Source organism: Gemmobacter megaterium (assembly GCF_900156815.1).
Taxonomy (GTDB): Bacteria; Pseudomonadota; Alphaproteobacteria; order Rhodobacterales; family Rhodobacteraceae; genus Wagnerdoeblera; species Wagnerdoeblera megaterium.
Window position 1 is genome coordinate 1 of the sequence record NZ_FTOT01000023.1, and the last position, 13,621, is coordinate 13,621.

12 protein-coding genes and 1 tRNA gene are annotated in these 13,621 nt (G+C 64.7%); 4 read left to right on the forward strand and 9 right to left on the reverse strand.

The window, feature by feature from the left end; genetic code table 11:
- Positions 1 to 196: 196 nt before the first annotated feature.
- Entirely contained in the window at positions 197 to 1,327 is a 1,131-nt protein-coding gene (gene tgt / locus BW970_RS19755) for a tRNA guanosine(34) transglycosylase Tgt (RefSeq protein WP_076534618.1), read from the forward strand.
- Positions 1,328 to 1,373: 46 nt separating this feature from the next.
- On the opposite strand, the gene ptsP is transcribed toward tgt, so the two are convergent.
- The 5 genes from ptsP to BW970_RS19780 all read right to left on the reverse strand — a co-directional run bounded on the left by ptsP (position 1,374) and on the right by BW970_RS19780 (position 8,470).
- Complete coding sequence (gene ptsP, locus BW970_RS19760) at positions 1,374 to 3,614, reverse strand: phosphoenolpyruvate--protein phosphotransferase (RefSeq protein ID WP_076534620.1); 2,241 nt, start codon at positions 3,612 to 3,614, stop codon at positions 1,374 to 1,376.
- A gap of 180 nt (positions 3,615 to 3,794) precedes the next feature.
- On the reverse strand, positions 3,795 to 4,328 hold the full coding sequence (locus BW970_RS19765; RefSeq protein ID WP_076534622.1) for a hypothetical protein: 534 nt from the start codon (positions 4,326 to 4,328) through the stop codon (positions 3,795 to 3,797).
- Between the two features lie 80 nt (positions 4,329 to 4,408).
- Positions 4,409 to 6,001, reverse strand: a complete 1,593-nt coding sequence (locus BW970_RS19770; RefSeq protein ID WP_076534634.1) for an OpgD/OpgG family glucan biosynthesis protein — start codon at positions 5,999 to 6,001, stop codon at positions 4,409 to 4,411.
- Between the two features lie 116 nt (positions 6,002 to 6,117).
- Positions 6,118 to 7,377 carry an aspartate kinase gene (locus BW970_RS19775; RefSeq protein WP_076534624.1) on the reverse strand — a complete coding sequence of 420 codons (1,260 nt, stop codon included), beginning with the start codon at positions 7,375 to 7,377 and terminating at the stop codon, positions 6,118 to 6,120.
- 157 nt (positions 7,378 to 7,534) lie between these two features.
- The gene (locus BW970_RS19780; RefSeq protein WP_076534625.1) at positions 7,535 to 8,470 is read right to left on the reverse strand and encodes a homoserine O-succinyltransferase; all 936 of its coding nucleotides are present in this window, start codon (positions 8,468 to 8,470) and stop codon (positions 7,535 to 7,537) included.
- A 117-nt stretch (positions 8,471 to 8,587) separates the two neighbouring features.
- Between BW970_RS19780 and BW970_RS19785 the strand changes: the two genes are divergently transcribed.
- The gene (locus tag BW970_RS19785) at positions 8,588 to 9,145 is read left to right on the forward strand and encodes a hypothetical protein (protein ID WP_076534626.1); all 558 of its coding nucleotides are present in this window, start codon (positions 8,588 to 8,590) and stop codon (positions 9,143 to 9,145) included.
- On the opposite strand, the gene BW970_RS19790 is transcribed toward BW970_RS19785, so the two are convergent.
- The 4 genes from BW970_RS19790 to BW970_RS19805 form a co-directional block, all read right to left on the reverse strand.
- Positions 9,142 to 10,002, reverse strand: a complete 861-nt coding sequence (locus BW970_RS19790) for an ATPase (protein WP_076534636.1) — start codon at positions 10,000 to 10,002, stop codon at positions 9,142 to 9,144. The two genes, BW970_RS19785 and BW970_RS19790, sit on opposite strands and share 4 nt — an antisense overlap.
- 128 nt (positions 10,003 to 10,130) lie before the next feature.
- Complete coding sequence (locus BW970_RS19795) at positions 10,131 to 11,006, reverse strand: DMT family transporter (protein ID WP_076534638.1); 876 nt, start codon at positions 11,004 to 11,006, stop codon at positions 10,131 to 10,133.
- 84 nt (positions 11,007 to 11,090) lie between these two features.
- On the reverse strand, positions 11,091 to 11,846 hold the full coding sequence (locus BW970_RS19800) for an EcsC family protein (RefSeq protein WP_076534628.1): 756 nt from the start codon (positions 11,844 to 11,846) through the stop codon (positions 11,091 to 11,093).
- Between the two features lie 31 nt (positions 11,847 to 11,877).
- Positions 11,878 to 12,375 (reverse strand): GNAT family N-acetyltransferase, encoded by a 498-nt coding sequence (locus BW970_RS19805; protein ID WP_076534630.1) that lies wholly within the window; start codon positions 12,373 to 12,375, stop codon positions 11,878 to 11,880.
- A 430-nt stretch (positions 12,376 to 12,805) separates the two neighbouring features.
- On the opposite strand from BW970_RS19805, the gene BW970_RS19810 reads away from it, so the two are divergent.
- Both BW970_RS19810 and BW970_RS19815 read left to right on the forward strand, forming a co-directional pair.
- Positions 12,806 to 12,881 (forward strand) — tRNA-Phe (locus BW970_RS19810).
- 388 nt (positions 12,882 to 13,269) lie between these two features.
- Positions 13,270 to 13,566: an SDR family NAD(P)-dependent oxidoreductase gene (locus tag BW970_RS19815; RefSeq protein WP_076534632.1), complete on the forward strand. Its 297-nt coding sequence runs from the start codon at positions 13,270 to 13,272 to the stop codon at positions 13,564 to 13,566.
- The last annotated feature ends 55 nt before the right edge of the window (positions 13,567 to 13,621 follow it).

Consider the following 13,621-nt stretch of genomic DNA (forward strand, 5'->3'; position numbering starts at 1 on the left):
TCCTGTAGGTCGGGGGTGTAGGTCTGCTCATGTATCCCAGCTACCACGCTGGATTCATGAGATGAATCCCACACGGGATTTGTGCAACAGAGCCGTCGGGATGGCGTACCTTCCGTCGCACGTCGTCGGTGGATGGTGGTCTTGGACATCTGCTTTGGTTCGCCTATAAGGCTACGGTTCGTCGCAGGAAGCTGTCATGATCCCATCCTTCCGTTTTCACATTTCCACCAGCTGTGGCATGGCCCGCACCGGCGTCATCTCGACCCCACGGGGCGAGATACGCACGCCCGCCTTCATGCCGGTCGGCACGGCGGGAACCGTCAAGGCGATGATGCCGGACAGCGTGCGTGCAACGGGTGCCGATATCCTGCTGGGCAACACCTACCACCTGATGCTGCGGCCGGGGGCGGAACGGGTGGCGCGGCTGGGCGGTCTGCACCGATTCATGAACTGGGAGCGTCCGATCCTGACCGACTCGGGCGGGTTTCAGGTGATGAGCCTGTCGTCCTTGCGCAAACTGACCGAAGAGGGCGTGACCTTCCGCAGCCACTATGACGGATCAAGGCACAAGCTGACCCCCGAACGCAGCATGGAGATTCAGCGACTGCTGGGGTCGGACATCGTGATGTGCTTTGACGAATGCCCCGCATTGCCCGCGACAGAGGCCGAGGTGGCCAAATCCATGCAGCTTTCGATGCGGTGGGCGCAACGGTCGCGCGACGCCTTTGGCGACCGCCCCGGCCATGCCCTGTTCGGCATCATGCAAGGCGGTGTCACGCGCGATCTGCGCGAGGAATCCGCCCAGGCGCTGCGTGCCATCGGCTTTGACGGCTATGCCGTCGGGGGGCTCGCCGTGGGCGAGGGGCAGGCGGCGATGTTCGGCGTGCTTGACTATGCGCCGGGGTTCTTGCCCGAGGACAAGCCTCGCTATCTGATGGGGGTCGGCAAGCCCGACGATATCGTTGGCGCCGTGGAGCGCGGGATCGACATGATGGATTGCGTGTTGCCCAGCCGGTCGGGGCGCACCGGGCAAGGCTGGACGCGGCGCGGTTCGGTCAACATCCGCAATGCCCGCCATGCCGATGACCCCCGCCCGCTGGACGAGGCCTGCACCTGTCCGGCCTGTCGCAACTATTCGCGCGCCTATCTGCACCATGTCGTGCGGTCGGGCGAGATTATCGGCTCGATGCTGCTGACATGGCACAACCTGCATTACTTTCAAGAGCTTATGCAGGGCCTGCGTGATGCGATCACCGCAGGGCGCCTGCCGCAGTTTGTGGCGGATTTCCACGCCTTGCGGGCAGAAGGTGACATAGAGCCGCTATAGACACCGGGGATGCCTCGGGCAGGGCACGGACCCGCCGCCGGTGCACCTAGCGTTGCGTGCGCAGATATTCCATGAGGAAGGGGCGCACGCTGTCTTCGCCACGCTCAATCGCCGCCTCTATGACGGCGCGTGCGCCACCCAGATCGACCTGACGGATCAGCGATTTGACCGGCCCGATAGAGGCCGGCCGCATTGACAATGTGCGCAGCCCCAATGCGGCAAAGGCCACCGCCTCGATGGGCCGCCCGGCATCTTCGCCGCAGAACGACAGGCGCGTACCAGCCTCGGCGCAACGTTCCACGATAAGGCGCAGAAAGCTGAGAAAGGCGACCGAGAGCGTGTCATAGCGCCGCCGCACCCGTTCATTCTCGCGGTCGGCGGCAAAGAAGAATTGCTTAAGGTCGTTCCCGCCGATCGAAATGAAATCCACCGTCTCGAAGAAGTCCCGAGACGCAAAGGCGAGCGAGGGCGTTTCCAGCATTGCGCCGACCTCGACAGAGGCAGGCAGCGGGCGGCCCATCTGCCCCTCGTAATGCATGGCCTGATCCAGTTGCCGGCGCGCGGCGACGAATTCGCTCGCCTGGGCGACAAAGGGGAACATCACGGTCAGCGGCCGCCCCTTGGCTGCGCGGATCAGGGCCTGCAACTGCATCCGCAGCACGCCCGGCTTTTCCAGCCCCACCCGGATTGCACGCCAGCCCATTGCGGGGTTCGGCTCGTCCTGCGGTTTCATGTAGGGCAGAACCTTGTCCGATCCGATGTCGAGCGTGCGGAACACCACACGCCGCCCGCCCGCCGCATCCATCACACGGGAATACAGCGCCGCCAGTTCCTCGCGCCGGGGCACCTTGGAACGGACGAGGAATTGCAGCTCGGTGCGGAACAGTCCCACCCCCTCGGCGCCCGATCCCTCCAGGCTGGGCAGATCGGCCATGAGGCCCGCATTCATGTGCAGCGATACGGTCGTTCCGCAGCGTGCCTGTGCCGGAAGATCGCGCAAGACGGCGTATTTCTGCTGCGCACGGGCCTGCATCGCCATCTTGTCACGGAAGGCGGCGGCAACCGTTTCCTCCGGGCGCAGGTGCACGATACCCTGATCGCCATCCACCAGGATCCGGTCGCCGTTCAGCGCCTCGGTGGTGATGCGTTCGGCATGGATGACCAGCGGAATGGCCAATGCGCGCGCGACGATGGCCGCATGGCTGGCAACCGATCCTTCCTCCAGCACAACGCCTTTCAGGTTGCGACCGTATTCCAGCAATTCCGCAGGCCCGATGTTGCGCGCCACCAGCACCGGATCGGGCGGCATCTGCGCGCCCGTGTCATTGCCCTGGCCCGTCAAAATGCGCAGCAGCCTGTTGGACAGGTCGTCCAGATCGTGCAGGCGGTCGCGCAGATAGGCGTCCGGCACCTGTTCCAGTCGGGCGCGCGCGGCGGATTGTTCCTTTTCCACCGCCGCCTCGGCAGACAGGCCACGGGCCACGTCTTCCTCCATCCGCCGGGCCCAGCCGCGGCTTTGGGCGAACATGCGGTAGGCCTCCAGAACCTGCTTCTGGTCCTTGTCCAGGCTTTGCGCGGCCAGCAGATCGTCAACTGAAACCCGCAGTTGGTTGACCGCCGCCCTCAGACGCTCCAACTCGCGTTCGGGGTCGTCGGCGACCGGGTTGGTGATCACGACGCGCGCCTCGTGCAGCCAGACATGGCCTTCGGCCGTGCCTTCCTGCCCGGTTCCGCCGCGAAACATCAGCGGGTTCACATGCAGGGCGCGCGTTCCTTCGCCTGCGCCGGTAAAGGCGCCAAGCTCGGTCATTTCCGCCAGCACCATGGCGACAACCTCCAGCCCGTAGACTTCGTCTTCGGAAAACTGCCGGGCGGCCTTGGACTGCACGACCAGCACGCCCAGCTTTTCCCCGACGCGCTGGATCGGAACGCCAAGAAAGCTGGAAAAGATCTCCTCGCCCGTTTCGGGCATATAGCGGAAGCCCTTTTCCGAAGGGGCATCGCCGGTGTTGATGGGCACTCCGGTGCGCGCCACGCGGCCGACCAACCCCTCGCCCAGCCGCATCCGGGTCTGATGCACCGATTCCTGCTTGAGGCCCATGGTGCCGCACAATTCAAGCGTATCGGCATCGCGGAACAGATAGAGCGAGCAAACTTCGGTGCGCATCGACTCGGCAATCAGCGCCACGATCCGGTCCAGCCGGGCCTGACCCTCTGCCTTGGAGGCCAAGGTGTCGCGCAGGCGCCGCAACAGGGCGCGGCTGTCGGTGTCGCTGCGGTCGGGCATAGGGGTCGTCCTGAAATCGCTTTCCCCCTCTATAGGGGGCCGGGGCAGGGGGCGGAAAGGCCAATTTCGTCGCGGTCGCGGAATTTGGCGCAGGTCAGGGCATCTGACAGGCGCGCAATCCTTGATTGCAGGTTTTGTTCTCACAGTTGCAAGCGGTGCCGATGGTCCAGGCGTTTCCGGTCAACCCAGATCGGGATATCGCGGGGCAATGGCCTTGTTCGGCGTCTGAAGCGGGCCAAATCCGGCCTTCATCATCGCAAAGGAGATGCTCAGATCGCCCCCTTCCGGCAGGATGAATGGCAAGCCCTGCGACAGGCGCAGGGGGTCGCCATCCACGATCTCGCCCAGACCCAGAAGATAGTCGTTGGCCGGTGCGCAGTCCGGCCCTTGCCCGGTGCGCTGAATACAGACCTGCGCCCCGCCAGTTGCCTGCCGAACACTCCACCGTCCGGGAACGATCGCGGTCTGCCCGGATTGCCACAGATGGCTGGACCCGTCGCTTGCCAGATGCTCGATCCGTGTGCCACCCGCAGCGGCCTGTTTCACGGTGGTGCCCGAAAGGAAGGCGCGCAGGCTATCCGGTGTGCGCGCCAGCTCTTGCACCCGCGCCGTTTCTGCTGGTCCTGTGCCCATTTTTGCCTCGGCTGGTTCGCCTGCCGGAAAGCAGGCGGAAAGCATCACCGCAAGCAAAGGGAACAAGATGCTGCGCGCCATGCGGGAAACTCCGTGCCATTGGTGCATGGAACCACGCGGGGCAGGGGACTGGCAAGCCCCTTGCCATCACGATAATCTGCTCAGGCCCGCTGATCGTGCAGGCGACGGATCTGCGACGGGAAAAGCTGCATCAGCAAGGTTTCGCTTTTCGCCGCGCCCGCGTGGTGGACATGGGCGCGGATGTCGATGGGGGCAAGGTCGCCCTCGGGCAGGGCAGACCAGTCAATGTCGAACATGGCCCGCCAGCGGTTGGTTCCGACCACCGGATAGACCGCGGTATTGCCGACCACCCCGCGCGAGACGGTGACGTCAAGCTCCACCCCGTCGCCGCGGCCCAGCCCCTCCAGCCCCCGGTTCTCCAGATCGCAGACCACCTTGACCACGTTGTGCGGCCGTGGCTGGCCCGGCACGCCACCAATGCCAAGCCGCGTCGCGGTAAAGCGGGCGGCGACGGCGGGGACGGGGCAATCTTCCAGCCAACTCAGCCGATAGGCGACATCATAGCTGTTGCCCGCCCTGGCCGCCGGGCCGGGTTGCCAGAAGGCGACGATATTGTCGTGGATCTCGTCGTCGGTGCGCAGTTCCACCAGTGTGACCGTACCATCGCCCCAATGCCCCATGGGTTCGACCCAGACGCTGGCGCGCTTTTCGTAAAACACACCATCATCCTGATAGTGTTCGAAATCCCGTTCGCGCTGCATCAGGCCGAACCCCTTGACGTCGGGTGCGGCAAAGGTGTTGACCATGGTGTGGGGCGGGTTGTTCAGCGGGCGCCAGATGCGCTCGCCATTGGCGGCATGAATCTCCAGCCCGTCGGAATCGTGGATTTCGGGCCGCCAATCGCCCCCCGTGAAGCGGTTGTTCTTGCCATACCAGAACATCGACGTCAGCGGCGCGATGCCCAGCCGTTCCACATCGCCCCGCAACCACAGGGTGGCCGTCACATCCTGAACGATCCCGTTGTCGCGGCGCGAGACGATGCGATAGGCGCCGGTCGCGCGCGGGCTTTCCATCAGGGCATAGGCGGTCAGATCCCCGTTGTCGGCCGGCTCCAGCCAGAACCGGGTGAACAGCGGAAACTCCTCGGGCCCATTGATCGCCGTATCCATCGCCAGACCGCGCACCGACAGCCCGAATTGCCCGCTGTAGCCGGATGTGCGCCAGTAGGACGCGCCAAGAAAGGCCATCCAGTCGAGGTGGGTCTTGGCATCCATCACGCGAAACCCGGCAAATCCGCTGGTATGGGTCAGGTTCCGGGCGGGGTTGTCCTCGGGGATGTCGAACAGATCAAGGTCAAAGGGCATCTCGCGGGCCATGCCGTTTTCGACGGCATGAAGGCGCACGGGCTGGCGGAAATAGGTGCCGGGAAAGAACGGCTGCACCGGCGGGCGGTTGCCCTGATCCAGCCATAGCGTCCCGTCCTTGCGAAACCGGATCTGGTTGTGGCGGTCGTAGTCGATCTGATCCAGCACCGCCGCGTCGGGAATCTCGGCCGGTTGCCATGGTTGCGCCGCCAGCGCGCGCGCGGTTTCCTTGAGGCCTTCAAAGGAAAACGGATGCGCGGGGCCAAGCGCGGGGCCAGCCGCCTGCGCGAGCTTTGGCAGCAGGAAAAAGCCTCCGGTCGCCAGCAGTGCACCTAGCAGGTCGCGTCGATCAGGTCGGAAGGAAGACACGGGAAAGCTCCATCGCAGGAGAAAATGTTGGGCATTTATCTGAAACGGGCGCCGGATCCACAAGGATCCGGCGCCCGATGGCAGGATTGGGGCGGCAGGCCGCCGACTGGCTGGCGTCAGGCCTTTTCCAGCTCAAAGGCGTCATGCAGGGCCTGAACCGCAAGTTCCATGTACTTGCGGTCGATCAGCACCGAGATCTTGATTTCGGATGTGCTGATGACCTTGATGTTGACGTTCTCACGGCTGAGCGCCTTGAACATTGTTGCCGCGACACCCGCATGGGACCGCATTCCGATCCCGACGACCGAAACCTTGGCGACATCGTCATCAATGATCAGCTCGTCATAGTTGATCAGGCCCTGGGCGCGCGCGTCCTCCATCGCCTTCTTGGCGCGTGCCACCTGGTCGATGGGGCAGGAAAAGGTCATGTCGGTCACCGCGCCGGGGTGATCGTCGTCATAGTCCTTTTCGCTGATGTTCTGGACGATCATGTCCACGTTCACCCCGGCATCGGCCAGCGGGCCAAAGATCGCGGCGGCGATGCCGGGACGATCCTCGATGGTGAACAGGGTGATCTTGGCCTCTTCGCGCGAATAGGCGATACCGGCAACGGCTTTCGATTCCATGATTTCATCCTCGTCGCAGACCAGGGTTCCAGACGTCTCGTCGATCTCCTCGAAGGAAGAGACCACCCGCAGCCGCACCTTGTAGCGCATCGCCAGCTCGACCGAGCGGGTCTGAAGCACCTTGGCACCCAGAGACGCCAGTTCAAGCATCTCTTCGTAGCTGATCTTGTCCAGCTTGCGGGCCTTCTTGGCGATGCGCGGGTCGGTGGTGTAGACGCCGTCCACATCGGTGTAGATATCGCAGCGTTCCGCGCCAAAGGCGGCGGCAAAGGCGACGGCGGTGGTATCGCTGCCACCCCGGCCCAGCGTCGTGATGCGGCCTTCGGGGGACACGCCCTGAAAGCCCGCGATGACGGCAACCTTCATGCCTTCGGCGAATTTCTGGTCGATGTTGTCGCGCGGAATATCGACAAAGCGGGCGGCACCATGCTGGCTTGTGGTCAGGATCGGCACCTGCCAGCCTTGCCAACTGCGCGCGGGGATATCCATTTCCTGCAAACGCAGCGCCAGAAGTCCGGCCGTCACATTCTCGCCGCTGGCGACGACGGCGTCATATTCGCGGGCGTCGTAGAAGGTGGATGTGTCGCTGACCCATTTGACCAGTTCGTTGGTCTTGCCCGACATCGCCGACACGATGACGATCACGTCATAGCCGCGGTCGACTTCCTTCTGCACCTTCTTGGCCGCATTCGCTATGCGGTCGAGATCGGCCACCGAAGTGCCCCCGAATTTCATCACCAGAAGCGGCATTGGCCCATCCTTCTGCCAGCGCGAACCGCGCGTCTCCTATGCCATCGCCTGTCGGCGCGCAAGGCGGAAACCCGACCCGACCGCCCCGCGCCACATGGGTGTGACATGGAGTGCCGCCGAACCGGGCGGGATGCCGCACGCCCGGAGCCTGCGGCGCTCAGCCTGCCTGCCCCTTGCCGATATCGGCCAGATCGTAGGGCGTACTCTGGTAGATCTCGTTGATCCAGTTGCCATAGAGCAGATGCGCATGGCTGCGCCAGCGGTTCAACGGCACGCGGGCAGGGTCGTTCTCGGGGTAGTAGTTCAGCGGAACGTTGATGGGCGTGCCATTGGCGATGTCGCGGTCGTATTCCTTCTTCAGCGTCTCGCTGTCATATTCGAAATGGTTGAATATCCACAGCGCCCGGTGTGCCGGATCCTCGACCAGACAGGGCCCCACCTCGTCCGATCCGATCAGCGTGCGCAGCCCGTCCACACGTGCCAGATCCGCCTGCCGCATCTCGGTCCAGCGGCTGACCGGGATCAGCACATCATCCGAAAACCCGCGCAGATAGGGCGACGTCGGCGCCAGAACCCGCTGACGGAAACAGCCAAAGGCCTTGCGGTCCAGCATGTATTTGGGCAGGCCGTAGAAATGCCAGGCCATTGCCATGCCGCCCCAGCAGACGCCGAATGTGGAATGCACATGGGTCTGGGTCCAGGCAAAGACACGGGTCAGTTCATCCCAATAGGTGACATCCTCGAAGTCCAGATGTTCGATCGGTGCGCCGGTGATGATCAGCCCGTCGAAACGTTCGCCTGCGGCCTCCACCTCTGCAAAGGTGCGGTAGAAGGTTTCCATATGCTCGGGCGCGGTATGGCGCGACTGATGCTCGCTCATGCGGATCAGCGACAGGTCGATCTGAAGCGGCGTGGCGCCGATCAGCCGTGCAAACTGCGTTTCTGTGGTGATCTTCATCGGCATCAGATTCAGCAGGCCGATGCGCAAGGGCCGGATATCCTGCCGCGCTGCGCGCCCCTCGCCCATGACCATGACACCCTCGTGGTCGAGGATCTCGTAGGCGGGCAGGGTTTCGGGCAATCTGATCGGCATGATGGGGTTCCTTTCACCTTCGGCACCTAAGCCGATGCGGCCCCGCGATCAAGCCCTCGCGGCTTGACAGCGGCCCCTCTCGCTCGCAGCCTGTCCCGACACCCAGGGAGTTCCCCCATGCGCCTTGCCCGGATTGTGCCCGCACTTGCCTCGTTGATGGTTCTGGCCGCAGGGCCGGCCATCGCGCAGGACGATCCCATGGAAACCCAGCGATGCGTCTGGCGCTGCCTGGCCAATTCGCCAGGCGCGGCATCGGCCCAGTATCAGGCCTGTGTCGCGCGATTGTGCAGCGAGCCGGCCGAGCGGTCCGCATGGGCCAGCGGCCGCACCGCAGACGGGCGCGGCGCCTGGGCAGGGTTCCGCGACCCTGTGACCGGCTATCAGTTGTCCTGGGTCTGCACGCCGGGGCGCGGGCCATCGGGCCTTGTGCTGGGCGGCCCCGCCGGGCCGGCGGCCACCCTGGTGATCCGTGTCGATGGCATGATCTTCACCGCCGATTTCGCCGGGGCGAATGGCGCCTTCCATGCGGGCTTTGCCGCCGATGCCCCGCTGATCACGGCGCTGGTCCGGGGCCATCATGCCGAACTGGAAAACTCCGCAGGTCAGGTGCTGATGCGGCTTCCGCTGATGGGCGCGGGCAGGGCCATCGGTCAGGCGCAGGCGGCCTGTCGCTAGCCACGCTCCAGCGCATCGGCGATCAGCGCCTCGAACCCGGCGACATCGGTCACGCGCGCAATATCGTCGGCCCGGACCTTCACCCCCCAATGCCGGGCCATCGCGGCATAGCGCGGCTGACGATGCGCAAGCGCCCGCGCATAGGTCCAGCGCACAAAGGCATCCGGGTTCACCGTGGCTTCGGTCGCCCCGGTTTCGGCCAGATAGCTGTCCCAGGCCGCGGCCAGGAACTCGGGCTGATAATACATCGGCTTCGGAGCGCGGTCGAACCGGCGCACCAGCTCTGCCGTATGTGCCTCGGAGCCCTCGATCCAGACCAGCAGCAGGTTGCGCGCCAGCGAGGCCATCACCGGATCCTCCGGGTTCTCGGGCGTCACCACCTCGCAGATCGACCCGCCGGAATCGCAGACGAAATGCGGGTAGTCATAGATCTGCCGCGCCCGCTCGATGAAATGGGGCGTGTCCAGCAGGGCGGACACTTCTGCGACCCTATGCTGCTCTTGCCGTTTGCGGTAGTCCGCTATGGGCAGCCCGCCCTGATCCGCATCCCCAGGCTTGCCCAGATAGGTGGACAGTGGCGCAAGGTTGTCAAAGGTGATGTTGGAACTGATGCAGACCGAATCCGACATCAGCAATTCCCGCAACAGCGGCACCTTCATCGCTTCGCGCTTGAAATTGTCGGCGATCAGCTCGCCCATGTAGCGGGTTCCGATCCGGTAATCGACCGAATAGTGGAACCAGTCTCCCGCCCCGCGCAGCATCGAGGCGACATGGGTCTTGCCCAGGCCCGACATGCCGAACAAGAGCACCCGCTTCTGCCGGCAGGCGAGCCAGTCGGCCGCCGTCGGATAGATCAGGGGAAGAAACCGCATCGCACCACCGCCGAAGCCCAAGCCTGTCACCACCCCGTCGCGCTGATCCGGATTTCCTGCGGGGGCGGGGCGCAAACCCACGGTCCGCAGGCCGGGTCAGGACAGGCGATGCCTTACCGCGCCCCGTAACGGATGTTTATGATATTGCCAAGAAAGATCAGCGCCCCGCCGACCACCACCGCGATTTCCAGCGCCTCGGCATACAGCACGAATCCCAGCACCGCCGCCAGGGGCAGGCGCGCAAAGTCGATCGGAATCACGAATCCTGCCGGTGCCAGCGACAGCGCCTTGGTCAGGCTGAAATGTGCGACCAGCCCGCCGACACCGACAATCGCGATCCACGGCAATTCTGCCGGTCCCGGTACGGCGACCTGTCCATCCCACCCCGCGCAGATCAGCCCGAAAACCGATTGCATGGCTGTCTGCCAGAACAGGATCGACAGGATCGTGGCCTTGCCGGTCAACCGTTTGGTCAGGATGATGTTGCACGCAAAGCAGACCGCAGCCCCAAGGGCCGCCGCCACGCCTGGATCCATATGGCCGAAATCCGGGCGCGCGACGATCAGCACCCCGGCAAACCCCAAGGCGGCCGCCAGGGCGCGCACGCGCGTCAGCCGCTCTCCCAGCAGCAGCGGGGCCATCAGCATCACCCAGATGGGCGAGGTGAATTCCAGCGCGAACAATTGTGCCAGCGGAATGACCATCAGCGCCCAGAACCACAGCCCCTGTCCCGCGAAATGCACCGTGTTGCGCAGTGCGTGCCAGTGGAGCTGATCAGTCGCCAGCAACCGCCGCGCGCCGGTCGCCCGCGCCACGGCCACCACGATCACCAGCCCGATCACCGACCGCCAGGTCATGATCTCGAACACATCCAGCGCGCCTTTCAGCTCCCGCCCGGCAATCCCCATGGCCAGGAAGGAAAAGATCGAGCCCAGCATCCACAGGGCGGCTGTCAGGGGGCGGGTTGCAGGCGGGGCGATGGCGGTCATGGCGGCTCCGGGGCGGTCGGCCGCGACCATGGGCGCGCGCGCAGGTATTGTCCATGGCCCGCATTCGCCGCAGCGCGGCGGGTGCTACCCCCGCAGGACCGGGGCCGCCTTCACCGCGCGCGCAAAGGCGCGCGACACCCGCTCCGGGTCGTGCTGCTGCGCCAGCCGCAACAGGCCAAAGCGGATATGTGCGACCTCGCGGTAATACCGCACAAAGGCCAGATTCAGGCCCGCGCCTGCCACGGCGCCCAGCACCGGCACCGCCTGCGCGGCCAGTTTCTTGCCCAGGGCGGCGGCCAGCTTGGGCGCCACCGCTGCGATCATCTTCTGCACCGTGGGGCCGGTCAGGGTCAGCCGCGCGCCGATGAACGAGGTGTTCACCCCATCGTCCGCCTCGGTCGGGCCACCTGCTGCAAAGACCCGCAGCGTCTCCCGCCGCACGGCCTCGTCCGCAGGGTCGAAGCCATGGTCCCGTGCGACCTCCTGGATGGCACGCAGGATCACCGTCACCGTGACCGGCAATTCTGCCAGCGCCGAGGGCAGGCCGCCCAAACCACCCGCAGCCCCCGACAGTCCGGCCAGCGCCAAGTGCCCGCCGCCTCCGATCCGCCCCAGTTGTCCGCTGCTTGCCGCAAGGCCGTAGGACCGCTCCAGCGCCGAACGGGTCAGCGCCAGGATCCGGTCCTGCACGGCTTGGGGAAGCGCGTCCAACTGATGCTCGACCTTGCCGCCCAACTTGTTCAGCAGGGCCATGGCGCCGCGGCCCGCGCGCGCGTGACGCGCCGCCAGGGCGGCGATTTCGGCATCGGGAAAGGCGGCGGCGGGGACTGGCAGGGTCATGCGCTTGAAATGGGGCGCCCGGATGCGGGTTTCAATCGGCAGATGCGGTGAACCTGGTGACGGCGCCTGTCACCTCATCCCATGCGCCAGGGCGCAGCGAGAGGCCCAGAACCCGGTCCGGGTTGGTGGGCGGGGGCATTTCCACCCCCTCGCGCTTTTCAAAGCCGAAACGACGGTAGTAGGGATAATCCCCGACAAGCAGCACCCGCTCCCACCCCTGCCGCCGTGCTTCTGCCAGGCTCTCGCGGATCAACAGGGCGCCCAGGCCCTCGCCTTGCCGGGTGGGGTGCACGGCCACGGGGCCCAACAGCAAGGTCGGGTGACCGCCGACCTTCACCGGCCAATACCGTATCACCGCCGCAAGGATGTTCATGTCGTCGCGCAACACAAGCGACAGGCCCGCCACCTTGGGCACACCGTCGCGCAGCCGGTATGACGACAAGGCCGTGCGCCCGGGCGCAAAGCACAGGTCGTACAGGGCCTCGACCTCGTGAAAATCCTGGGGCTTTTCCTCGTCCAGCCGATACATGCGCGCGCCATTCACTTGCCGTCGGAGCGCGCGCCTATCATGCCGTCGGGACGATTACAAAGGGCGAGTGGCCCGCGCGACATATTTGGTGCACCGGGGCAAAGCGCCCTGCGCCGGCCGTGGCCCCGCGCCGGATCGCCCGGTGCAGGTGCCGTGCCGACACACGCGGGGCCTGCGTCGGTGGATCCCGCCCGTTTCCGGCAGACCCTTCTGGCCAGAGGCGGCGTCAGGTGGCGCCCGCCCCGCGATACTTCGGCTGCGGGGATCCGGGGCGGGGCCGTTTCAGCGCAAGAAACGCTTCCGAACCAAGCATATGCCGGAGGCAAAAGGCATCGTCCTCCGCGACGGATTATTTTTTCCGCCCCCTCTGGACAGCCCCAAGTCCGTCGGGTAATGAAGCCTCCACGAGCAGGCGGACCTGTTCGATAGTGCCCAGATAGCTCAGTTGGTAGAGCAGCGGATTGAAAATCCGCGTGTCGCTGGTTCGATTCCGGCTCTGGGCACCATTTGAATCCCTGAAACATCCAGATCCCGTTCAACTCCGATTGCTCTTTCGGCCTTAGTTCGACGCTTTCGGCGGCAGGTTGTGGCGGTGCGTCGCTTCCGGGTGGCGGTGCGTCAGCTACCGGACAGAAATCTTGGCTGGATGAGGTGGCGGCGCTGTCGGTCGATCAACACAAAGAGCCCAGTTTGTCAGATGCCGCACGTTCCACGAATGACGGATATGTGTGCTTGACCGTCATGATGTCGTTTTCTACTTTGACACCTCTCGTAGAGGAGTGAACGTCAATGGATACTCGCCTCCGGTAATCCGGTTATCTGCCTATCGGGCGGCAATGTGCTCTGAGCCTTCGACGCTTGGACTCCATCGAATTCAAATCTCACGGAGCTTTTATGGCCAGACTACAGAATAAGACGGCCCTCGTAACAGGGGGTGCCCGAGGTATTGGCGCGGCCATCGCAAGCGCCTTCCGCGCTGAAGGAGCTGACGTCATACTGACCGACGTTGACGCCAAGACCGGGCAATCCATGGCCGATAAGATCGGTGCAACCTTCGCCCGCCTTGATGTGGCATCTGAGGCAGATTGGGATGCCGTAGCAGAGCGATTTCCCGACATCGACGTGCTCGTCAACAACGCTGGCATAACCGGGGCTCTGTTGCACAAATCCCGTGTGGGATTCATCTCATGAATCCAGCGTGGTAGCTGGGATACATGAGCAGACCTACACCCCCGACCTACAGGAC